This is a genomic window from Paenarthrobacter sp. NPDC090522 (assembly GCF_044769225.1).
Classification (GTDB): Bacteria; Actinomycetota; Actinomycetes; order Actinomycetales; family Micrococcaceae; genus Arthrobacter.
In genome coordinates this window covers 282,002-303,917 of sequence record NZ_JBIVXL010000001.1, presented here as the reverse complement: position 1 = coordinate 303,917, position 21,916 = coordinate 282,002, and the positions used below count along the sequence as shown (strand labels likewise).

Genomic DNA, 21,916 nt, shown 5'->3' with positions numbered 1-21,916 from the left:
GGTGGGTTCCAGTAGCAGCGGCGACGTCTACCCCCGGGGCATCAAGCTGGGGGTGGACGTCGGCACCGTCCGCGTAGGGCTCGCCATCTGCGACCCCGACGGGATCCTTGCCACCCCGTTCAAGACCGTCGGACGGGACGCAAAGAAGAACTCGGACATCCGCGTCCTGGTGAAGCAGGCGGCTGAGCTCGGCGCCGTCCAGATTGTGGTGGGCCTTCCGCGCACCATGAAAGGCGAGGAGCGCGCATCGGCACAAATGGCATCCGAGTATGCCGAACTGTTGGCGGAGGCCTTGCTGCGGGCGGAAATGGATGTTCCCGTCAACCTCGTGGATGAGCGCTTGACCACCGTGACGGCGCACCGCAACCTGCACGAAGCTGGCATGAGCAGCAAGAACCACCGTAAAGTGGTTGATCAGGTTGCTGCTGCTGGAATACTCCAGCACGCGATCGACATGCAAAGAGCCAGAGGAACGGACGTTGGCCGCCGCGTGCAGGCGCGGGCGCAGTCCGAAACACCCAGCAGTGCCCCAACGCTGCGGGCTGCCTCCGGCAGTGATCCAGATTCTTCTACGAGGGGACTGCAACTGTGAGCCCGGTCAACAACGACCCCTCCAACGGTACGGGGGGCGGTGGCATGCCGCTGACCCGCAAGGAGTTGCGCGCAAGGGAAAGATTCCTTGCCACGCAAAACCAGAACGTGGTGCCCGTTCCCGAAGCCACGCCAGGCGAGGCGGGCGCCTCGGCGGAAGTGGAGCCCGAACTTCCCCGTCCTGTACCTGCGGTCCCCAATGCCGCAGCTGCGCAGCGTCCCTCCGTGGCACCTCCCGCAGCCCGGCCCACCCCGCCGGCAGCGGAGCCTGCTCCGCCGGCAGCCGAGCCAGCGCCGCGTCCCGCCCCACAGGCACAGCCCGCGGATCTGCCGAATCCTGTTCCGCCTGCACCCGAAGCGGCTCCGTCCATTGCGGAGGAGCCTGAGCCTCACGATGCCACCACGCATATGCCGGTCGTGGCTCCCGCCTATGCAGGCCATGTTGAGGGAGAGCCCAGCCAGGACAGCGACGCCGCCGACCATGGACACCACGATTTTGCGGACCACGAGGCCCACCACGGCGGGGACATCCACGCCGGGCACGATGCGCACTACGCCTACGACGAGCATCATGAAGCCCATCCCGATGACCACCATCCCGACGATCACGCCCATGAGCTGATTCCGGCCATGGAAAGCCCGGTGAGCAAAGCAGCTGTCCGCAAGGCGCGCCGCCGCCGTCGTGTGCTCGCCCTGCTCATCACCCTCGGCGTCTTCGTGGCCGCCATCGTGATCGGCGCCCAGTTCCTCAAGCCTCTCCTGGGCATGGACAAGGTGACCGACTATCCGGGGCCGGGCTCCGGTTCAGTCACCGTCACGGTGCCCGAAGGTGCGGGGCCCAAGCAGGTTGCCGCCGACATGGTGTCGAAGAAGGTGGTGGCCGATGCCGACAGCTTCGTGAAGGCCTTCACAGCTGAAGGCGGTGTCTTGTCTCCGGGCGACTTCACGTTCAAGACGGAGATGAAGAACTCCGATGCCGTCGCAATCCTCTCCAACAAGGATTCGTCCAAGGTCATCTACTTCGCCTTGAGCGCAGGCCTGCGGATCAACGAGTCGCTCGACGCGATCTCCAAGGGTTCAGGTATCCCGCTCCAGCAACTCAACGCGTTCAACCAGGCACCCGGCCAATTCGGGCTGCCGGCCAAGGCGAAGAACCTTGAAGGCTTCCTTGCGCCGGGTGAGTACCGTTTCCCGCTGGGTACGTCCGGCAAGGACATCATCCAGGCCCTCGTCACAGCCACGTTGGACGAACTCAAGGCGCAGGGCATCACGGACCAGGCCAAGCAGTACGACGTCGTGACCATCGCGAGCATCGTCCAGGCAGAAGGTGGCCAGGCCGATTACGGAAACGTGGCCGGCGCCATCTACAACAGGCTCAAGCCCGACAACAAGGAAACCAACGGCCTCATCCAGTCCGATGCCACGGTGACCTACGGCCTCGGCAAGAAGTCCTTCCACCTGACGGACGAAGAGAAGGCCGATAAGTCCAACACCTACAACACGTATGCGAATGTTGGACTTCCTGCGGGCCCCATCGGTTCGCCGGGCAAGACCGCAATCGATGCCGCCGCCAAGCCCACTGCCAACGACTACCTGTACTGGGTGACCATCAACCTGGACACCAAGGAGACCAAGTTCTCCAAGACGTTGGCGGAGCACAGCGGCTACGTCGAGCAATACAACGCCTGGTGCGCGGCCAATCCGGGACGGTGTGTGTGAGCCGCCGGGCTGCTGTCCTTGGCCATCCGATCTCACATTCGAAGTCTCCGGCGATGCATTCCGCCGCATACGCGAAGCTCGGTGTGGACATCGGCTATTCGGCGATTGACGTGACGGTGGAATCACTTCCAGCGTTCATGGAAACGGTCCGCGGAGATGGCTCGTGGTGCGGTCTGTCCGTGACCATGCCGTTGAAGACGGCAATGGTGGCAGAGGTGGACGAGGTCCGCGGTGCGGCCGCCCACTTGGGCGTGCTCAATACCGTGGCATTTGAACTCGACGGCGGTTCCGTCCGCCGTGTCGGATACAACACCGACGTCGCAGGCATTATTGAAGCTGTCCGTTACGCCGGTCTGGCAACGACGCCCCACGCAGCCATCCTGGGCGGTGGCGGAACCTCCGCGGCCGCGATCGCAGCGGTGCAGGAGATGGGAGCGGGACACGTCGATGTCTTCGTCCGCGATGTCTCCCGTGCCGTCGAAGCCCAAGCGGCTGCGGCCGCCGTCGGGATTTCACTTGCGGTCCGTCCGCTCACGGAAGCCTCAACAGCGGTGGCCGCGAGCGACCTGGTGATCTCTACCTTCCCGCCGCGTGCCGCCGATGCCCTGGCGGACGAGTTGGCGGACCAGCCCGGAACCGGGGGAGGGGTGCTGCTGGACGTCGCCTACGACCCCTGGCCGAGCCGCCTTGCCGAGGTGTGGCATGGGCACGGCGGAGCCGTGGTTCCAGGGCTTGAAATGCTGATGTACCAAGCGGCAGAACAGATCCGCCTTTTCAGCGGATGCGACGTGGATGCCGCCGTCATAGATGTGATGTGCGACTCAGTCGGGCTTCCCCGGCGAGTGTTCTAGAGGCCTTACATGGCAGGATTGGTTATATGTTGCGTTGGTTGACAGCCGGTGAATCCCACGGTCCGGCTCTGGTCGGAATAGTTGAAGGCGTGCCTGCCGGTGTTGAACTCACCAGTGGGCAGATCCGCGACGCGCTGGCGCGTCGCCGCCTTGGTTATGGCCGTGGCGCCCGCATGAAGTTTGAGCAGGACGAAGTGACCATCATGGGTGGTGTCCGTCACGGTGTCACCCAAGGTGGTCCCGTTGCCATCCAGGTGGGCAACACCGAATGGCCCAAGTGGGAACAGATCATGTCCGCGGATCCGGTGGATCCGGAGCTCTTGGCGGACCAGGCACGCAATGCCCCCTTGACGCGTCCGCGTCCGGGCCACGCCGATTTCACCGGTATGCAGAAGTACGGGTTTGATGAAGCACGTCCTGTGCTTGAACGTGCGAGTGCCCGGGAAACCGCCACCCGCGTGGCACTGGGTACGGTAGCGGCGCAGTTCCTGAAGCAACTTGGCGTCGAACTGGTCAGTCACACCGTTTCCATTGCCAGCGTCTCCGTTCCTGAAGGCCGGCCTTTGCCGCTTCCGGGCGACGTACTCGCCCTGGATGCGGACCCGTTGCGGTGCTTCGACCGTGAGACCTCGGACGCCATGGTGGCTGAGGTTGATGCAGCCCACAAGGAAGGGGAAACCCTGGGCGGCGTCGTTGAAGTCCTGGCCTACGGACTCCCGCCCGGACTTGGCAGCTACGTCCACTGGGACCGTCGCCTCGATTCACGCCTGGCGGCAGCGCTCATGGGCATCCAGGCCATCAAGGGCGTGGAAGTTGGCGATGGCTTCCTGACCGCTGCGCGCCGTGGATCGGCCGCCCACGACGAAATCGTCAAGGATGAGCACGGCAAGATCATCCGGCAGACCAACCGTGCAGGCGGCATCGAAGGCGGCATGAGCATTGGTGAGGTACTCCGGGTCCGTGCGGCCATGAAGCCCATTGCCACCGTTCCGCGCGCGCTGCGCACCATCGACGTCAGCACCGGTGAGCCGGCCAAGGCACACCACCAGCGTTCGGACGTATGTGCGGTGCCGGCGGCAGGCGTCGTTGCAGAGGCCATGGTGGCGCTGGTGCTGGCCGAGGCCATCACCGAAAAGTTTGGCGGCGACTCCGTGGCGGAGACCACCCGCAACCTGCAGAGCTACCTGGACAGCATCCCGGCTACCCTGGACTCGGTCGGCCGGTAGTGGCGGGCGCGATCCAGGGCGGCCGCGCAGGCCGTCCCGTTGTCCTGGTTGGTCCGATGGCGGTAGGAAAATCCGCCATTGGCGTGCAGTTGGCGCAACAGTTGGACATACCTTTCGTGGATACGGATGCCGTAGTGGTGGCCGCGCACGGCAGCATTGCGGACATCTTCGCGGGCCGCGGCGAACACGCGTTCCGTGAACTCGAAGCGCGGGCAGTGGCCAAAGCCATCGATTCAGCCAAGGTCCTGCCCGCCGTCATTTCGCTCGGTGGGGGAGCAGTCCTTGACTCGGGGACGCAGCAGTTGCTTGAAGAATGCACTGTTGTGTACTTGGAATGCGATGCCGAAACCGTTGCAGACCGTATTGCGCGGAACACCGGCCGCCCCTTGCTGCAGGGGGACGCGATGTCCCGCTGGGAGGCCTTGTTCGCCGCCCGAAAGCCCGTCTACGAGCGCCTCGCCAACATCGTCCTGGATGTCCGGTCGGGATCCGTGACGGAAATCGCCCTCCTGCTGGAGGAGCGGCTGCGCGAGTACGCAGCCTTGAAAGAGGAAGTTGAAAAGTGAGCAACGAAGCAACTGTCATCAAGGTCACCGGGCAAAATGCCTCGGACAACTACGACGTCGTGGTGGGACGGGGATTGCTGGAAACACTTCCGGCCAAGCTCGGGGAGCGCGTCCGCCGTGTCCTGGTGATCCACCCCAGGGCCCTTCGGCTGACCGGCGATACCGTCCGGGCCGAACTTGAGGCCGCAGGCTTCACGGCCCTGACAGCCGAGATCCCCGATGCCGAAGAGGGCAAGCACATCCAGGTAGCCGCCTTCTGCTGGCAGGTGCTGGGGCAAAACGACTTCACAAGATCGGACGCAATCGTCGCCGTTGGCGGTGGTGCGGTCACGGACCTGGCTGGATTCGTTGCTGCCACCTGGCTGCGCGGCGTCAAGGTCATCCACATGCCCACCAGCCTGCTTGGCATGGTGGACGCTTCTGTCGGCGGTAAGACCGGCATCAACACCGCGGAAGGCAAGAACCTCGTGGGTTCGTTCCACCCGCCTGCCGCTGTGCTCGCGGACCTGGACACACTGCAGACGCTCCCCAGGAACGAACTCATTTCGGGCATGGCCGAAGTCATCAAATGTGGCTTCATCGCGGACCCCGCCATTTTGGACCTCGTGGAGAAGAACACGGACGCAGTGACGGATCCGGGATCGGTGGTGATCCGGGAGTTGATCGAGCGGGCCATCGCGGTCAAGGCCAAGGTTGTTTCCCAGGACCTCAAGGAATCCGGGCTGCGTGAGATCCTGAACTACGGCCACACCTTGGGCCACGCCATCGAACTCGTGGAGCGCTACTCCTGGCGGCATGGCGCGGCGGTCTCCGTCGGCATGATGTTCGCCGCAGAGCTCTCCCGCAGTGTTGGCCGTCTCACGGATGCCGACGCCGACAGGCACCGGACCATCCTGGAGAGCCTGGGCCTGCCTATCACCTACCGCAAGGACCGTTGGCAGGGTTTGCTGGACGGCATGCGGCGCGACAAGAAGTCCCGCGGCGACCTTCTTCGATTCGTGGTCCTGGACGGGGTGGCCAAGCCCGGCATCCTGGATGTTCCGGACACCTCACTGCTGTTTGCCGCCTACCAGGAGATCGCATCATGACGGCCACCCTCAGCGAAGGCATCAGCGACTGGCCAACAGCCGGCTTCCCAGGAGTCCGGATGAACCCGGACACCCTCCTCCCGGTGGTGGTGAACGAGGACGCGATGGAGTCCGCCCTCGCTGTGTCCGAAGATCCCGCCGACCGCATCATGGCACTCCTGCTGGAGAACCAGCCCAAGGAAGCCGCCGAATTGCTCGCCGAGGCACGCTATAAGGACCCCGAGTCGTTTCGCCTGAGGATCTTCGAAGCCGAAGTCCACCGTGCCACCAACAGGCACGACCGTGCCGTTCAGCTGTTCCGCCAACTCCTTAATGAAGTCCATGGCAGCAGCAAGGAAGCCGTGGTCCATCAGTACCTTGGGCGTGCCTACTTCGTCAGTGGCAACGCCGTCGCGGCTTCAGAAGAGTTCGCGAAGGCCCTGGACCTGCGGGTAGCCATGGCGGCCGACGCGGCCTTGATCTATTCCTCCGCCGTGGCCTTGCAGCGTGCCCGCGACGTGGTGGAAGTGGCTTCCTAGGCCGCTTCCTGCTGCCCGATGACGGGCCACCCTCCAATTGCCGTTAGAATGGTTCTTGGATTTTTGATAAATACGCGCTGGCCAGCCATTGTGGCATGCCGGCTTGGCATACGGCTGGAAGCTAGAACTTAGCTTTGACCAGTGAGAGAAACCAGAGGATACGAGTGGCAACCACAAACGACATCAAGAACGGAACCGTACTGAAGCTCGAGGGCCAGCTCTGGAACGTCATTGAGTTCCAGCACGTCAAGCCGGGCAAGGGCGGCGCCTTCGTCCGCACCAAGATGCGGAATGTCATGTCCGGCAAGGTTGTGGACAAGACGTTCAACGCCGGCCTCAAGATCGAGACCGCCACGGTTGACCGCCGCGACTACCAGTACCTGTACCAGGATGGCGAAGACTTCGTCTTCATGGACACCAGCGATTACGACCAGATCCACGTATCCGGCGCAACTGTGGGTGATGCCACCAACTTCATGCTGGAGAACCAGATGGTGAACATCGCCATCCACGAGGGCACTCCGCTCTACATTGAACTCCCGCCGAGCGTCGTCCTCGAAATCACGTACACCGAGCCCGGCCTCCAGGGTGACCGCTCGTCCGCGGGCACCAAGCCGGCTACGGTCGAGACCGGATACGAGATCCAGGTTCCGCTGTTCGTCGAGCAGGGCACCAAGGTCAAGGTCGACACCCGCGACGGCAGCTACCTGGGCCGGGTCAACGACTAGTGAGCGCCCGCGGTAAGGCCCGTAACAGGGCCCTGGAAGTACTCTTCGAAGCCGAGCAGCGCTCGGTCTCGGCTTTCGACGCGCTGAAGGCACGCCGGGAGAAGACTGACCTCGTTGTTAACCCGTACACGGTGGAAATCGTGGAGGGTGTTGTGTCCATGCAGCCCACCATCGACGAATTCCTGCAGACCTACGCGCAGGGTTGGACGTTGGAGCGGATGCCGTCCGTGGACCGCATCATCCTGCGTATCGGCGCCTGGGAGCTGCTGTACAACGACGACGTTCCTGATGGTGTGGCCGTCAGCGAAGCCGTGGCCTTGGCCAAGACCATGTCCACTGACGAATCGCCGGCCTTCATCAACGGTTTGCTGGGGCGGCTGCAGAAGCTCAAGCCATCTTTGCTGGCCTAGCTGTACTGCCCAAGAAGGGCCCGTTTTCCCGCACCGTGCGTGCCGGAAAGCGGGCCCTTTCTGTATGCCTACCCCAGGACAGCCTTGCGGAACTCCGGAATGGCCCGCAGCTGCTCCAGTTCGTCCCTTTGATGGAGCTGGACGTCGCGTCCGCTCAGGATCCGCTGGCGGGTGAAAGCCAAAGCCGTGGCGGCCTTGATGAAGTTGCGCATGTGGGCCGAGCGGCCGCGGGTGGCAGCCCATCCGATGGCTTGCCTCCTGCCGCGGGCGGTTGACAGCATCTCCACCTCCACCGGCGTGAACCAACCAGCAGCGGCATATTCCTGCAGGCGTTGGCGTGTGAGCTTTCCTTCGGCGAGGCGAAGCAGGATGATGCCCACGGCGGCCACCAGGAAGATCGGTACCTGGACCACAAAGTACTCGGCCAGGAAGTCCTGGCCCATGCTGTTCCAGCGGTTATGCAGGAACATTGCGGGGAGCAGGCCTATGAAGAACGCCAGGACCGCGTAGCCGGTGTGCCATTTCCGTGCGGCGAATCCCATGATGAGCCCGGTGGTCCCGGTGAAGATGGCGTGCGCAAAGGGCGACATGACCCCACGCAGGATGAAGATCCGGACCAGGTCTGCACCCGGCTCGGAGGATGAGGCGATCTCGCGGCCGAAGTACAGGATGTTCTCCGTAAAGGCGAAGCCGGCGGCGATGGTGAAGGCGAAGACCACGCCATCCACCGGACCGTCGAAGTATTTCCGTGCCGCGAGGATGAGTACCAGCAAGCCAAGGGACTTGCTGAATTCCTCCACGATGGGAGCCTGCACCGTAGCCATGAAGTAGGTGAAGGCCTCTTCGCTGGTGGTGGGAGCTGCCAAGGCAAACACAGGTTGGATCAAAAGCGTCGCGGCAATGGAGACGGCGGCTCCCCAGGTGAACGCGAACCACAGCAGGCGCTTGGGCTCGGGCTCCCAGCGGTCAATGAACCGTACGGTCAACAACACCACGGACAGCGGAACCACCGAAGCCACAAAACCGATCACGAAGCCGGTGACGCCGGTGTTTCCCAGGAGGAAAGGGATCACCAGGAGGAGGCTTCCGAAAACCAGGACGGCACCCACCAGGAGCAGCGGGATCAAACCCCAACTCCGTCGGGGCTGGGCGCGGGCCGGGTTGGCCCAGGACTGTTGGGGAAGCGCGCCTGGATTCCCGGGGGCCGTTTGGTAGTTGCCTGGCTGCACCCTGCCGATCCAGGTGGGATTGGGGGACCCGCCCGGCATGGACCCAGGATCGTGCCGCGGGCCGCCAGGGTTGCCGGGGAAGTTGCTGGTCATGCTCTCGAGCCTATTCCACGCGTTCGGGATGTGAGGTTAAACTCACCGCTGCCCGGGTCATGCGGTGAGGGCGCCCGAGGTGCCTGTGGTAACTTTGAAACGCAAATATTCCTTTTTTAATTCCGTCCTGTGAGGCGGGGAAAGGGGAGACGAGCGATGACTGAAGTTACTTCAGCGCAGGTTCCGTCCAGGGTTGTCCTCAACCAGGCGGACATCGACCGTGCGCTCACTCGTATCGCCCATGAGATCCTCGAGGCCAACAAAGGCTCCCAGGACCTGGTCCTGTTGGGCATTCCCCGCCGCGGCTATCCACTTGCCGTGCGCCTGGCCAACAAAATTGCCGCGGCCGATCCCGCGGTCAGCGCCGAAACCATTGTCGGCCAGCTTGATGTCACCATGTTCCGTGACGACCTCTCGCACCAGCCCACGCGGCCACCGCACCACACGCGCCTTCCCCTCTCCGGCATCGACAACAAAGTTGTTGTCCTCATTGACGACGTCCTTTACTCGGGACGTACCATCCGTGCGGCGTTGGATGCCCTGGTTGACCTGGGTCGGCCCAGGATCGTGCGCCTCGCAGTCCTGGTGGACCGGGGTCACCGTGAGCTGCCCATCCGGGCGGACCATGTGGGCAAGAACCTTCCCACGTCATCTTCAGAGAAGGTCCGCGTGCGCCTCGAAGAGATCGATTCCGTGGACGGCGAACCCATCAACGAAGTAGTGATCGAGGCAGGTAAGTGAAGCACCTTCTTTCCACTGAGAACCTCAGCGCCGCGGACGCCATCCGCGTTCTGGACACCGCCGAGGAAATGTCCGCCGTGGGGGACCGCGAGGTCAAGAAGCTTCCGGCCCTTCGCGGCCGTACGGTGGTGAACCTCTTCTTTGAGGATTCCACGCGGACGCGCATCTCCTTCGAGGCCGCGGCCAAGCGCTTGTCCGCGGACGTCATCAACTTTGCTGCCAAAGGCTCCTCGGTCTCCAAGGGGGAGTCCCTCAAGGACACGGCACAGACCCTGGCCGCCATGGGTGCCGACGCCGTGGTGATCAGGCACTGGGCATCCGGGGCTCCGCACCGACTTGCCGCTACCGACTGGATCGATGCCGCGGTGATCAACGCCGGAGACGGTACCCACGAACACCCCACGCAGGCCTTGCTGGATGCCTTCACCATGCGCCGCCACTGGTCGCAGATCAACGGGACGGCGTCCTCCGGCGCGGACCTGAAAGGCATGCGGGTGGCCATCGCCGGCGATGTCCTGCACTCCCGGGTGGCCCGGTCCAACGTGTGGCTGCTGCGTACCCTGGGTGCCGATGTCACGCTTGTTGCGCCACCCACCTTGCTGCCGATCGGCGTCGAACACTGGCCCTGCAAGATCAGCTACAACCTCGACGAGACCCTCGAAGCCGGCGTGGACGCCATGATGATGCTCCGGGTCCAGGGCGAACGCATGAACGCTTCCTTCTTCCCGTCCACCCGCGAGTACTCACGCCGCTGGGGTTTCGATGACGCACGCCTGAAAACCTTGGATGACCTCGGCATGAAGGACACCATCATCATGCACCCGGGTCCCATGAACCGGGGCCTGGAGATCTCCTCCGCGGCCGCAGACTCTCCCCGTTCCACCGTGCTGGCCCAGGTCCGGAACGGTGTTTCCGTGCGGATGGCCGCCCTCTACCTGCTGCTTTCGGGAGACACCCGCGAGGCAGCCCCCACTGCAACCACCCCGTCCACCAAGGAGAACAACTGATGTCCGGTGATACCTACCTGATCCGCGGGGCCGCCATTCTTGGCGGCGAAGCCGAAGACCTCCTGATCCGTGGCGGGCTCATCGCGGCACGTGGCAAGGACCTGGCAGCTGACGATGCCACTGTCATCGACGCGGCCGGCCTGATCGCCCTCCCCGGCATGGTGGACGTCCACACCCACCTTCGCGAGCCGGGCAGGGAAGACGCAGAGACGGTTGAAACCGGTACCCGTGCGGCAGCCCTGGGCGGCTTCACTGCCGTCCACGCCATGGCCAACAGCAACCCCGTGGCAGATACCGCGGGCGTCGTGGAGCAGGTCCACAGCCTGGGCCGGGCTTCGGGCTGGGTGGATGTCCGCCCCGTGGGTGCGGTCACGGTCGGACTTGCCGGGGAACAGCTCGCAGAGCTGGGTGCCATGGCCGACTCCCGCGCGCAGGTACGGATGTTCTCCGACGATGGCATCTGCGTTCATGATCCCGTCCTCATGCGCCGCGCCCTGGAATACGTCAAAGCGTTCGACGGCGTGGTGGCCCAGCATGCGCAGGAACCGCGCCTTACCGCCGGGGCACAGATGAACGAAGGCGCCGTCTCGGCCGTCCTGGGACTGGCCGGCTGGCCGGCTGTCGCCGAAGAAAGCATCATCGCCCGCGATGTCCTTTTGGCCCAGCACGTGGGTTCGCGCCTGCACATCTGCCACGTGTCAACGGCAGGAAGCGTTGAAATCGTCCGCTGGGCCAAGGCCCGCGGCATCAACGTCACGGCGGAAGTCACCCCGCACCACCTCATCCTCACCGACGAACTGGTCCGCAGCTACGACCCCGTGTTCAAGGTCAACCCGCCGCTCCGCACGGACGCGGACGTCCAGGCTCTCCGCGAAGGCCTGGCCGACGGAACCATCGATGTGGTGGGAACGGACCACGCGCCGCACCCGAGCGAGCACAAGGAATGCGAATGGGCACAGGCCGCCATGGGCATGACGGGCCTGGAAACCGCACTTTCCGTGGTGCAGGCAACCATGATCGAAACCGGCCTCATGACATGGGCCGACTTCGCGAGGGTTACCTCCTTCACTCCGGCGCAGATCGGCCGGGTCGCCGACCAGGGCCGTCCCTTGGACGAAGGTGAGCCGGCCAACTTCATCCTGGTCGACCCGGCTGCGCGCTGGACGGTGGACCCCCATAAAATGGCCACCATGGGCCGCAATTCACCGTTCAAGGGCAAGGAACTGCCCGGATCAGTCGTTGCCACGTTCTTCAAGGGCCACCCGACGGTCCTCGACGGCCAACTGAACACGCCTTACCGGTACCCGGGAAACCTCGATACCCCTGCCGCGGCGGTCAGCGGCGCCTGATGGACACCCAGACCCTCTCAGCGGTCATCACCGTGGCTTTGATCCTCGTCATCCTGGCGATGATCGGGCTGGGGTGGCGGAACCGCCTCAGGCGACAGTCCGACGTCGAACGCCTCCCGGACGTGCCGCAGCAACTGGCGCCGGCCGCAGTGGTGGCCGAGGGGCAGTATGTTGCGACCACCACGGCAGGCGACTGGCTGGACCGCATCGCCGTGCAGGGGCTGGGAATCCGGACCAACGCCGAGTTGAGCATCCACGCCGAAGGCGTGCTGTTCGACCGCCCCGGAGCAGCTCCGGTGTTCATCCCCCGCGCGGCCGTGACCGACGTCCGCAGGGACGCCGGGATGGCCGGCAAGTTCGTCGAGAAGGACGGACTCCTGGTCATCAGCTGGAAGCTGGGGGACCGGGAACTGGACACCGGCTTCAGATCCAGGCAATCCGCAGACCAGCAGCTCCTCCTCGAAGCCCTTCAAGAATTGATCTCCGCAGCCCCTCAGGCAGATGCCGATAGTGGAAAGTAATAAAGTGACGGACAGTAACGCAGCCACCACACCAACCCCCTCAGCAGCCGTTCTGGTGCTCGAAGACGGCCGCATGTTCCGCGGCCGGAGCTACGGCGCCCAAGGCACAGCCCTCGGTGAAGCCGTCTTCGCAACCGGTATGACCGGCTACCAGGAGACCATCACGGACCCCTCCTACGCCCGCCAGCTGGTGGTCCAGACGGCCCCGCACATCGGGAACACGGGCGTCAACAGCGAAGACGCTGAGTCCCGCAAGATCTGGGTTGCGGGCTACATCGTGCGCGACGCCGCACGCCGCCCCTCCAACTGGCGCTCCGAGCGTTCCCTCGACGCCGAACTGGTGGAGCAGGGAATCGTGGGCATCCAGGGCGTGGACACCCGCGCCATTACCCGGCACCTGCGTGAGCACAAGACCATGCGCGCCGGCATCTTCTCCGGCGAGGCCGCCCAGGCCTCGGACAAGGAACTGCTGGAGACCGTCCTGGCCAGCGCCCCCATGGAAGGCGCAGCCCTGGCTGAGGAAGTCAGCATCGACGAAGCCTACGTGGTGGAGCCCAAGGACCACGGCTGGGACGGCGAACCGCGCTTCTCCATCGCCGCGGTGGACCTCGGCATCAAGGCCATGACCCCGGTCCGCTTCGCGGAGCGCGGCGTCCGCGTGCACGTCCTCCCGGCCACCGCCACACTCGAGGACGTCAACGCCGTCAGCCCGGACGGCTTCTTCATGTCCAACGGCCCCGGAGACCCCGCCACCGCGGACCACCAAGTGACCCTGCTCCGTTCGGTGCTGGACGAGAAGCTGCCGTACTTCGGCATTTGCTTCGGCAACCAGATCCTGGGCCGCGCGCTTGGCTTCGGCACCTACAAGCTGCGCTACGGACACCGCGGCATCAACCAGCCGGTCATGGACCGCCGCACCGGCAAGGTGGAGATCACTTCCCAGAACCACGGCTTCGCTGTGGACGCGCCCATGAACGGCGCCACTGTGGCCCCGGAAGAGCGCTACGGCCGGGTTGAGGTCAGCCACGTTTCGTTGAACGACGACGTTGTGGAAGGCCTCGCCTGCCTCGACATCCCGGCCTTCTCGGTCCAGTACCACCCCGAGGCAGCTGCGGGCCCGCACGACGCCGCGTACCTCTTCGACCGCTTCATCGACCTCATGGCCGACACGAAAGCCGCCACCGCCGCAAACTCCACCGACACCAAGACTGAGGACCAGAAGTAATGCCCAAGCGTACAGATCTCAAGAGCGTCCTTGTCATCGGTTCCGGCCCGATCGTCATCGGCCAGGCCGCCGAGTTCGACTACTCCGGTACCCAGGCCCTGCGCGTCCTGAAGGACGAAGGCCTGCGGGTCATCCTGGTCAACTCCAACCCGGCCACCATCATGACCGACCCCGAGTTCGCGGATGCCACCTATGTGGAACCCATCACGCCCGAGGTGGTCGAGAAGATCATTGCCAAGGAGCGTCCTGACGCCGTCCTGCCGACGCTGGGTGGCCAGACCGCACTGAACACCGCGATTGCCCTGGACAAGAACGGCGTCCTGGAGAAGTACAACGTGGAGTTGATCGGTGCCAACATCGCCGCGATCGAGCTCGGCGAGGACCGCGAAAAGTTCAAGGGCGTCGTGGAACGCTGTGGCGCCGAATCGGCACGCAGCCACATCATCCACACCATGGACGAGGCCTTCAAGGCTGCCGAGGACCTCGGCTACCCCATGGTGGTCCGGCCGTCGTTCACCATGGGTGGCCTGGGCTCCGGCCTGGCGTACAACGAAGACGACCTCCGCCGCATTGTTGGCCAGGGCCTCCAGTACAGCCCCACCACTGAGGTACTGCTCGAAGAGAGCATCCTTGGCTGGAAGGAATATGAGCTCGAGATGATGCGCGACAAGAACGACAACGTCGTTGTTGTGTGCTCCATCGAGAACTTCGATCCCGTAGGCGTGCACACCGGTGACTCGATCACCGTCGCACCTGCCCTGACGCTGACCGACCGCGAATACCAGAAGCTCCGCGACGTGGCCATCGCCGTGATCCGCGAAGTCGGTGTGGACACCGGTGGCTGCAACATCCAGTTCGCCATCGAACCCGCCACGGGCCGCGTGGTGGTCATCGAGATGAACCCGCGTGTATCCCGTTCATCCGCCCTGGCTTCGAAGGCAACCGGCTTCGCGATCGCCAAGATCGCCACCAAGCTGTCCCTCGGCTACACCTTGGACGAGATCCCCAACGACATCACGCAGAAGACCCCTGCATCCTTCGAGCCCACCCTCGACTACGTCGTGGTCAAGGTTCCGCGCTTCGCGTTCGAGAAGTTCCCGGCGGCGGACAACACGCTGACCACCACGATGAAGTCCGTGGGCGAAGCCATGGCCATGGGCCGCAACTTCACCGAAGCCTTGCAGAAGGCCCTTCGCTCCCTCGAGCAGAAGGGCTCGCAGCTGGACTTCAGCTCCGTCCCCGAGTACCAGGTCGCGGAGCTCATCGAGAACGCCAAGCGCCCCACCACGGACCGCCTCCACCAGGTGCAGCGCGCCCTCCTGGGCGGTGCCACGGTGGAAGACCTTTTCGCGGCCACCAAGATCGATCCGTGGTTCCTGGACCAGCTTCAGCTGCTCAACGAGACGGCACAGGAGATCCGCAAGGCCGGCGTCCTCAGCGAAGACATGCTGCGGACCGCCAAGCGCCACGGCTTCTCCGACGAGCAGATCGGTGCCCTCACGCACAACTCGGAGGCTGTTGTCCGCGGTGTCCGCCAGGCCCTGGGTATCCGCCCGGTCTACAAGACGGTGGACACCTGCGCCGCCGAGTTCGCCGCCTACACGCCGTACCACTACTCGGCCTACGACGAGGAAGACGAGGTAGGACTGCACTCCAAGCCCTCTGTCATCATCCTCGGCTCCGGCCCCAACCGCATCGGCCAGGGCATCGAGTTCGACTACTCCTGCGTCCACGCCTCCATGGCACTGCGCAAGGCCGGCTACGAGACCGTCATGGTCAACTGCAACCCGGAAACCGTCTCTACTGACTACGACGTCTCCACGCGCCTCTACTTCGAGCCGCTGACCCTCGAGGACGTCCTCGAGGTCATCGCCGCCGAGGAGCGCACCGGTGGCGTTATGGGCGTCTTCGTCCAGCTCGGTGGCCAGACCCCGCTGAAGCTGGCCCAGCAGCTGGCCGACGCCGGTGTCCCCATCCTGGGCACCTCGCCCGAAGCGATCGACCTCGCAGAGCACCGCGGCGCCTTCGCCCGTGTCCTGGATGAGGCCGGCCTGACCTCCCCGAAGAACGGCACCGCGGTCTCCTTCGAGGACGCCAAGAAGATCGCCGACGAGATCGGCTACCCCGTCCTGGTCCGTCCGTCCTACGTCCTGGGCGGCCGCGGCATGGAGATCGTCTACGACGAAGCCAACCTGTCCCGCTACATCGCCAACGCAACGGAAATCACTTCCGAGCACCCGGTGCTGATCGACCGCTTCCTCGAAGACGCGGTGGAGATCGACGTCGATGCGCTCTTCGACGGCACGGACATGTACCTGGGCGGCATCATGGAGCACATCGAGGAAGCCGGAGTCCACTCCGGTGACTCCGCGTGCGTGCTGCCCCCGATCACCTTGGGCAACAACGTGATCGAGCGCGTCCGTACTGCTACGCGCGCCATCGCCGAAGGTGTGGGCGTCCGCGGCCTGATCAACATCCAGTTCGCCCTGGCATCGGATGTCCTCTACGTCCTCGAGGCGAACCCGCGCGCCTCCCGTACCGTTCCGTTCGTCTCCAAGGCGACGGGCGTGCAGATGGCCAAGGCCGCCGCGTTGATCGGTACGGGCGTGACCATCAACCAGCTCCGCAGCGCGTACAAGATGCTGCCGGAGTCCGGCGACGGTTCCATGCTTCCGCTCGACGCCCCGGTCGCCGTCAAGGAAGCCGTTTTGCCGTTCAGCCGCTTCCGCACTCCGGAGGGCAAGGTTGTTGACTCCCTGCTCGGCCCCGAGATGCGTTCAACGGGCGAGGTCATGGGCATCGACAAGCACTTCGATACCGCCTTCGCGAAGAGCCAGTCGGGCGCGAACAACGCCCTGCCCACCGGTGGCAAGATCTTCGTCTCGGTGGCCAACCGGGACAAGCGGTCCGTGATCATGGGCGTCAAGCGCCTGTCGGACCTCGGTTTCGAGATTGTCTCCACAGGCGGAACCGCGGACGTCCTGCGCCGCAACGGCATCCAGGCAACGCCTGTTCGCAAGGTGGCCGAGGGCAGCAGCGCCGAGGGTGAGGGAACCATCGCGGACCTCGTCGTGGCAGGGGAAATCGACATGGTGTTCAACACCCCGTCCGGCGGCGAAGCGCGCAGCGATGGATACGAACTGCGGGCTGCGGCAACCTCGATCGGCATTCCCTGCATCACCACGGTGGCGGAGTTCAACGCTGCGGTCCAGGCGATCGAAGCGCTGCGCACCTACGAGTGGTCCGTGACGAGCCTGCAGGAGCACGCGGCCAACCTGGCTGCCTCCTTTGAGGCCGCCAATGCCTGAGTCCGGCGTAACACCCGAACTGCAGCCGGCCCGGGAGTCGTTCGGCTCCCGGCTGGCGGCGGCCATGGACGCCCGCGGTCCGTTGTGCGTTGGCATTGACCCGCACCCGCAGTTGCTGGCGGACTGGGGACTGAACGACGACGCCGCCGGGCTGGAACGCTTTTCGCTCACTGTGGTGGAGGCGGTGGCTTCCCTCGCTGCCGCCGTCAAGCCGCAGGTGGCGCTCTACGAGCGCCACGGATCCGCCGGTATGGCGGTCCTGGAACGCACCCTGGCAGCCTCCAAAGAGGCCGGAGTCTTGAGCATCGCCGACGCCAAACGCGGCGACATTGGCTCCACCATGGCGGCGTACGCGGATGCCTGGCTTCGCGATGGTTCGTCCTTGGCAGCCGACTCGGTCACGCTGAGCCCCTACTTGGGCTTTGAGTCCTTGCGGCCTGCCTTGGAGCTCGCAGCGGAGTACGGCAGGGGAGTGTTCGTGCTTGCACTGACGTCCAATCCGGAAGGCAAGAGCGTCCAGCATGTTGGCGGAGATGACTCGGTAGCCCGGCGGATTATTGCTGCTGCTGCGACCGAAAATGCACGCTACGCTGGCGCCCTGGGATCGGTTGGCCTTGTAGTGGGAGCCACGATCGGTTCCGCCCTTGAGGACCTCGGAATTGATCTTGGACCGGTCAAGGGCGCGATCCTGGCTCCCGGTCTTGGTGCCCAGGGAGCCACTCCGGCGGACCTTCGCGCTACCTTCGGTTCGGCCTACCCGGCAGTCCTTGCCACGTCCAGCCGCGGAATCCTCGCCGCCGGGCCCACACTCGCTGCCCTTCGGGCCGCAACAGAGGAAACCCTGGGCGGCTTGCGCGCCTAGGCTGCTGCCGGTAGGTTCAGCATCAGTCGCGTGATCCGTGTCACAGTTCCTCTTGAACGGGAGTTTGGCCATGGCTTTGAAAGAACTCACCCCGCAGGAGCGTTACGACGCTTTGGAAAAGGCTGCCAAGGCACGGGCTACCCGCGCTGCAGCCAAGGAGCGGCTCAAGCGGGGTGAGGTCAGCATCGCCGAACTGATCTCATCGGGCACTTCGGATGAGGCCATTGCGCGGATGCGGGTGATCGAACTGCTGGAGGCACTCCCGGGCATTGGCCCTGTCCGGGCCGCCGCGATCATGGCCGACATCGGTATTGCCGGATCGCGGCGGATCAGGGGCCTGGGAATTCACCAGGCCCGCGCGCTGGTAGATTTTATGTATACCCAACAAAGCGATTGACGCATCTCCCCGAAGGAATCCGTGAGCACGAAACCTGGACTGACTGTCCTTGCAGGCCCAACTGCTGTTGGCAAGGGAACCGTATCCACCTACATCAGGGACAACTATCCAGAGGTTTGGCTGTCAGTATCAGCCACTACCCGTGCGGCCCGGCCCGGCGAGAAGGATGGTGTCCACTACTTCTTCAAGTCCGCCGAGGAGTTCGATTCCCTCGTCGCAGATGGTGAATTGCTGGAGTGGGCCGTGGTCCACGGCCATAACCGCTACGGCACGTTGCGCAGCACCGTCAACGCAGCCATCGCCGAGGGCAAGTCCGTTCTGTTGGAGATCGACCTCCAGGGTGCGCGCCAGGTGAAGGAAGCGGTACCGGATGCCAATTTCGTTTTCCTGGCACCCCCGAGCTGGGACGAAATGGTCCGCCGCCTGGTGGGCCGCGGCACCGAAACTCCCGACGAACAGCAGCGCAGGCTGGAAACCGCTAAACTGGAACTTGCTGCTGAACCGGAGTTTGACCACACCGTCATCAATGACGACGTTCGCCGGGCAGCGGACGAGCTTGTTTCACTCATGGGGCTTACCCCGCACCAGCGCTAAGCGCTTGCACTTGTCGGCCCGCTAGAATTTGGAGATTTCGTGTCCACGAACCTTGAAGGCATCATCAACCCGCCGATCGACTCGCTGCTTGAGGCTGCCGATTCCAAGTACGGCCTGGTGATCTTCGGCGCCAAGCGTGCCCGTCAGATCAACGCCTACTACGCCCAGCTGCATGAGGGCCTCTTCGAGTACGTCGGCCCCTTGGTCGATACCAAGCTGAACGAGAAGTCGCTCTCCATCGCCCTGCGCGAGATCAACGAAGGCCTCCTGGTCTCCACCCCGATCGAGCCCGCAGAGTAAGGCTGACTGCCTGTTGACGGAGGTCACGTGCGCATAGTCCTCGGAGTCGGGGGAGGGATCGCAGCCTACAAGGTTGCATCGCTCCTCCGGCTTTTTACTGAAGCCGGCCATAAGGTCACCGTCATCCCAACGGAGGCGGCTACCCGATTTGTGGGCGTGGCCACCTGGGAGGCGCTCTCCGGCAACCCCGTCAGCAACAGCGTTTTCGACGATGTCGAGAAGGTCAACCACGTCAGGCTCGGCCACGAGGCCGATTTGATCGTCGTTGCACCAGCTACCGCCGACCTCCTTGCCAAGGCGGCAACGGGACAGGCGGGAGACCTCCTGACGAACACCCTCCTGATGGCCCACGGCCCGGTCCTCTTCGCGCCGGCCATGCACACGGAAATGTGGCAGCATGCAGCCACGCAGGCAAACGTCGAAACCCTGCGCAGCCGTGGCGTGACCGTCCTGGAGCCGGCCAGCGGCCGGCTCACCGGAGCGGACTCCGGCCCCGGAAGGCTGCCGGAGCCGGAAGCGATCTTCGCCGCCGCCATCGCTTTGGCCGGAGCTGAAAGCCTGCCGGCAACGCCTCGCCAACCAGGAGCGCTCACGGGCAAGGTGGTCACCGTTTCTGCCGGGGGTACCCGGGAGGCCTTGGATCCCGTCCGTTTCCTTGGAAACCGCTCCTCCGGAAAGCAGGGGGCGGCCTTGGCCGCTGCGGCGCTGGCGGCTGGAGCTACTGTGAGATTCCTCGCAGCGCATATGGATGTCGAGCCGCCCGCCGGCGTCGAACTGGTCCGCGTCGAGTCTGCCCTGGAGCTGCGCGAAGCGGCGCTTCAAGCGGCAGTCGATTCCGACGTCGTCATCATGGCAGCCGCCGTTGCGGACTTCCGCCCCGCGGATGTTTCGGACACCAAAATCAAGAAGGTCGACGGCGAGGATGCTCCACTGGTGCGGCTGGTACGCAACCCGGACATCCTCCACGAACTCGTGGAACGGCGCAATGCCGCGGGTGGCCGGCAGGTCATCGTGGGTTTTGCCGCGGAAACCGGCGACGCACAAGGCGATGTCCTGGAGCATGCCACCGCCAAACTCAAACGCAAGGGCTGTGACCTCCTGGTGGTCAACCAGGTAGGCGTCGGCAGGGTCTTTGGCCAGGATGACAATTCTGTGGTCATCCTCTCTGGTCACGGGGCCGAACCCCAATCGGCCTCCGGCTCGAAGGCCGACGTCGCCGCCGCCGTCGTTGACCGTGTGGGCGCGGAACTGGCCCGGGTGTTCCCGGCACCCTAGCTGCCGGCGGCGCAGGCCGAAGCAAAGAACTCTTAGCATAGGGACACACGGCAAATGCCGCCGCCCCGTAACCCAGTAAGGTGGTCGAGTGACTTTACCGCTTCACCATGAACACCATGGCACCCCGTCCAAGCTCCGGCTCTTCACTTCCGAGTCGGTCACCGAGGGACACCCGGACAAGATCTGCGACCAGATCAGCGACTCCATCCTTGACGCGCTGCTCGCTGCAGACCCCGAGTCACGTGTGGCCGTTGAAACCATGGCCACCACCGGCCTGGTGCACGTGGCGGGTGAGGTCACCACCGACGCCTATGTGGAGATTCCGCAGATTGTCCGCGAGACCATCCTCGGCATCGGCTACGACTCCTCTGCCAATGGCTTCGATGGCGCACGGTGTGGCGTTTCTGTTTCAATCGGCCAGCAGTCCAACGACATCGCCGGGGGCGTGTTCAACTCGCTCGAGGCCCGTGAAGGACGCCAGGAAGACGACTACGACCTCCAGGGCGCCGGCGACCAGGGCATCATGTTCGGCTACGCAAGCGACGAGACCGCCTCCTACATGCCGACTCCCATCTGGTTGGCACACCGCTTGTCCGAGCGGCTTACCGAAGTCCGCAAGAGCGGCGAACTCGCATACTTGCGGCCCGACGGCAAGACCCAGGTCACGGTAGGGTACGACGGCGACCGGCCGGTTTCCGTTGAAACTGTGGTCATTTCGAGCCAGCACGCAGAGGACGCGAGCCTGGAGCAGTTGCGTGCCGATCTGGCAAGCCACGTCATCGATCCTGTCCTTGCAGCAGCCAACCTTGACCTCTCGCGTGTGGCGAACATCCTGAACCCTGCCGGTGCCTTCGTGATCGGCGGACCCGTGGGTGACGCCGGACTGACCGGGCGCAAGATCATCGTGGACACCTACGGCGGATTCTCCCGCCACGGCGGCGGTGCCTTCTCCGGCAAGGACCCGTCCAAGGTGGACCGTTCCGCGGCGTACGCCATGCGCTGGGTCGCGAAGAACGTGGTGGCCGCAGGACTTGCCAAGCGCGCCGAAATCCAGATCGCCTACGCGATCGGGCAGGCACGGCCGGTTGGTACCTACGTGGAGACCTTCGGCACGGAGACCGTGGATCCGGCACGCATCAGCGAGGCCATCAACGAGATCTTCGACCTCCGCCCGCGGGCGATCATCGACGCCTTGGACCTGAAGCGCCCCATCTACGCCAAGACGGCGGCCCACGGCCACTTCGGCCGCGATGAGCCGGACTTCACATGGGAACGCCTGGACCGGGTAGCGGACCTCAAGGAGTTCTTCAACGCCTGA

Annotated in this window: 22 protein-coding genes; 21 read left to right on the top strand and 1 reads right to left on the bottom strand. The window is 64.4% G+C overall.

All coding sequences use genetic code 11. The annotated features are described in order from the left end of the window. Window position 1: 1 nt before the first annotated feature. The 9 genes from ruvX (at window position 2) to nusB (ending at window position 7,697) form a co-directional block, all read left to right on the top strand. A complete protein-coding gene (gene ruvX / locus ACIQT2_RS01380) occupies window positions 2–592 on the top strand; it encodes a Holliday junction resolvase RuvX (protein ID WP_402942861.1) in 591 nt (196 codons plus the stop codon). Further along, entirely contained in the window at window positions 589–2,310 is a 1,722-nt protein-coding gene (gene mltG / locus ACIQT2_RS01375; RefSeq protein ID WP_402942858.1) for an endolytic transglycosylase MltG, read from the top strand. Before ruvX ends, mltG begins: the two co-directional genes overlap by 4 nt. Next, complete coding sequence (locus ACIQT2_RS01370) at window positions 2,307–3,161, top strand: shikimate dehydrogenase family protein (RefSeq protein WP_402943123.1); 855 nt, start codon at window positions 2,307–2,309, stop codon at window positions 3,159–3,161. The genes mltG and ACIQT2_RS01370 overlap by 4 nt, the downstream gene beginning before the upstream one ends. A gap of 26 nt (window positions 3,162–3,187) precedes the next feature. Then, window positions 3,188–4,387 carry a chorismate synthase gene (aroC, locus tag ACIQT2_RS01365; RefSeq protein WP_402942855.1) on the top strand — a complete coding sequence of 400 codons (1,200 nt, stop codon included), beginning with the start codon at window positions 3,188–3,190 and terminating at the stop codon, window positions 4,385–4,387. Next, on the top strand, window positions 4,387–4,953 hold the full coding sequence (locus tag ACIQT2_RS01360) for a shikimate kinase (RefSeq protein WP_400331967.1): 567 nt from the start codon (window positions 4,387–4,389) through the stop codon (window positions 4,951–4,953). The genes aroC and ACIQT2_RS01360 overlap by 1 nt, the downstream gene beginning before the upstream one ends. Further along, window positions 4,950–6,041 carry a 3-dehydroquinate synthase gene (gene aroB, locus ACIQT2_RS01355; RefSeq protein WP_402942852.1) on the top strand — a complete coding sequence of 364 codons (1,092 nt, stop codon included), beginning with the start codon at window positions 4,950–4,952 and terminating at the stop codon, window positions 6,039–6,041. Before ACIQT2_RS01360 ends, aroB begins: the two co-directional genes overlap by 4 nt. Continuing rightward, entirely contained in the window at window positions 6,038–6,559 is a 522-nt protein-coding gene (locus ACIQT2_RS01350; RefSeq protein ID WP_400331973.1) for a tetratricopeptide repeat protein, read from the top strand. Before aroB ends, ACIQT2_RS01350 begins: the two co-directional genes overlap by 4 nt. 164 nt (window positions 6,560–6,723) lie before the next feature. Next, entirely contained in the window at window positions 6,724–7,287 is a 564-nt protein-coding gene (gene efp, locus ACIQT2_RS01345; protein WP_021470603.1) for an elongation factor P, read from the top strand. Beyond that, window positions 7,287–7,697 (top strand): transcription antitermination factor NusB, encoded by a 411-nt coding sequence (nusB, locus tag ACIQT2_RS01340; RefSeq protein WP_400331976.1) that lies wholly within the window; start codon window positions 7,287–7,289, stop codon window positions 7,695–7,697. Before efp ends, nusB begins: the two co-directional genes overlap by 1 nt. 68 nt (window positions 7,698–7,765) lie before the next feature. Here the strand turns inward: nusB and ACIQT2_RS01335 are convergent, their stop codons facing one another. Next, window positions 7,766–9,019 (bottom strand): PrsW family intramembrane metalloprotease, encoded by a 1,254-nt coding sequence (locus ACIQT2_RS01335; RefSeq protein WP_402942848.1) that lies wholly within the window; start codon window positions 9,017–9,019, stop codon window positions 7,766–7,768. Between the two features lie 156 nt (window positions 9,020–9,175). Between ACIQT2_RS01335 and pyrR the strand changes: the two genes are divergently transcribed. From pyrR to metK, 12 genes are all read left to right on the top strand, one after another. Beyond that, on the top strand, window positions 9,176–9,760 hold the full coding sequence (pyrR, locus tag ACIQT2_RS01330) for a bifunctional pyr operon transcriptional regulator/uracil phosphoribosyltransferase PyrR (protein ID WP_402942845.1): 585 nt from the start codon (window positions 9,176–9,178) through the stop codon (window positions 9,758–9,760). After that, window positions 9,757–10,767, top strand: a complete 1,011-nt coding sequence (locus ACIQT2_RS01325) for an aspartate carbamoyltransferase catalytic subunit (protein WP_402942842.1) — start codon at window positions 9,757–9,759, stop codon at window positions 10,765–10,767. Before pyrR ends, ACIQT2_RS01325 begins: the two co-directional genes overlap by 4 nt. Further along, complete coding sequence (locus tag ACIQT2_RS01320; RefSeq protein WP_402942839.1) at window positions 10,767–12,116, top strand: dihydroorotase; 1,350 nt, start codon at window positions 10,767–10,769, stop codon at window positions 12,114–12,116. Before ACIQT2_RS01325 ends, ACIQT2_RS01320 begins: the two co-directional genes overlap by 1 nt. Further along, a complete protein-coding gene (locus ACIQT2_RS01315; protein WP_402942836.1) occupies window positions 12,116–12,637 on the top strand; it encodes a hypothetical protein in 522 nt (173 codons plus the stop codon). Before ACIQT2_RS01320 ends, ACIQT2_RS01315 begins: the two co-directional genes overlap by 1 nt. Then, window positions 12,618–13,862: a glutamine-hydrolyzing carbamoyl-phosphate synthase small subunit gene (carA, locus tag ACIQT2_RS01310; RefSeq protein WP_402942834.1), complete on the top strand. Its 1,245-nt coding sequence runs from the start codon at window positions 12,618–12,620 to the stop codon at window positions 13,860–13,862. Before ACIQT2_RS01315 ends, carA begins: the two co-directional genes overlap by 20 nt. Further along, complete coding sequence (carB, locus tag ACIQT2_RS01305; RefSeq protein WP_402942831.1) at window positions 13,862–17,170, top strand: carbamoyl-phosphate synthase large subunit; 3,309 nt, start codon at window positions 13,862–13,864, stop codon at window positions 17,168–17,170. The genes carA and carB overlap by 1 nt, the downstream gene beginning before the upstream one ends. Continuing rightward, window positions 17,163–18,032 carry an orotidine-5'-phosphate decarboxylase gene (gene pyrF, locus ACIQT2_RS01300; RefSeq protein ID WP_402942828.1) on the top strand — a complete coding sequence of 290 codons (870 nt, stop codon included), beginning with the start codon at window positions 17,163–17,165 and terminating at the stop codon, window positions 18,030–18,032. Before carB ends, pyrF begins: the two co-directional genes overlap by 8 nt. 70 nt (window positions 18,033–18,102) lie before the next feature. Next, entirely contained in the window at window positions 18,103–18,429 is a 327-nt protein-coding gene (gene mihF / locus ACIQT2_RS01295) for an integration host factor, actinobacterial type (protein ID WP_402942825.1), read from the top strand. 21 nt (window positions 18,430–18,450) lie between these two features. Then, a complete protein-coding gene (gene gmk, locus ACIQT2_RS01290; RefSeq protein ID WP_402942822.1) occupies window positions 18,451–19,023 on the top strand; it encodes a guanylate kinase in 573 nt (190 codons plus the stop codon). A 39-nt stretch (window positions 19,024–19,062) separates the two neighbouring features. Next, entirely contained in the window at window positions 19,063–19,323 is a 261-nt protein-coding gene (rpoZ, locus tag ACIQT2_RS01285; RefSeq protein ID WP_017197559.1) for a DNA-directed RNA polymerase subunit omega, read from the top strand. A gap of 27 nt (window positions 19,324–19,350) precedes the next feature. Beyond that, window positions 19,351–20,598, top strand: a complete 1,248-nt coding sequence (coaBC, locus tag ACIQT2_RS01280; RefSeq protein WP_402942820.1) for a bifunctional phosphopantothenoylcysteine decarboxylase/phosphopantothenate--cysteine ligase CoaBC — start codon at window positions 19,351–19,353, stop codon at window positions 20,596–20,598. Window positions 20,599–20,686: 88 nt separating this feature from the next. Further along, complete coding sequence (gene metK, locus ACIQT2_RS01275) at window positions 20,687–21,916, top strand: methionine adenosyltransferase (protein ID WP_397321656.1); 1,230 nt, start codon at window positions 20,687–20,689, stop codon at window positions 21,914–21,916.

Coding starts and splice junctions, on each gene's coding strand:
- ACIQT2_RS01315 (WP_402942836.1), top strand. CDS start 12,116: ATGGACACCCAGACCCTCTCAGCGGTCATCACCGTGGCTTTGATCCTC.
- ACIQT2_RS01320 (WP_402942839.1), top strand. CDS start 10,767: ATGTCCGGTGATACCTACCTGATCCGCGGGGCCGCCATTCTTGGCGGC.
- aroC (WP_402942855.1), top strand. CDS start 3,188: ATGTTGCGTTGGTTGACAGCCGGTGAATCCCACGGTCCGGCTCTGGTC.
- ACIQT2_RS01350 (WP_400331973.1), top strand. CDS start 6,038: ATGACGGCCACCCTCAGCGAAGGCATCAGCGACTGGCCAACAGCCGGC.
- pyrR (WP_402942845.1), top strand. CDS start 9,176: ATGACTGAAGTTACTTCAGCGCAGGTTCCGTCCAGGGTTGTCCTCAAC.
- pyrF (WP_402942828.1), top strand. CDS start 17,163: ATGCCTGAGTCCGGCGTAACACCCGAACTGCAGCCGGCCCGGGAGTCG.
- carA (WP_402942834.1), top strand. CDS start 12,618: ATGCCGATAGTGGAAAGTAATAAAGTGACGGACAGTAACGCAGCCACC.
- ACIQT2_RS01335 (WP_402942848.1), bottom strand. CDS start 9,019: ATGACCAGCAACTTCCCCGGCAACCCTGGCGGCCCGCGGCACGATCCT.
- mihF (WP_402942825.1), top strand. CDS start 18,103: ATGGCTTTGAAAGAACTCACCCCGCAGGAGCGTTACGACGCTTTGGAA.
- carB (WP_402942831.1), top strand. CDS start 13,862: ATGCCCAAGCGTACAGATCTCAAGAGCGTCCTTGTCATCGGTTCCGGC.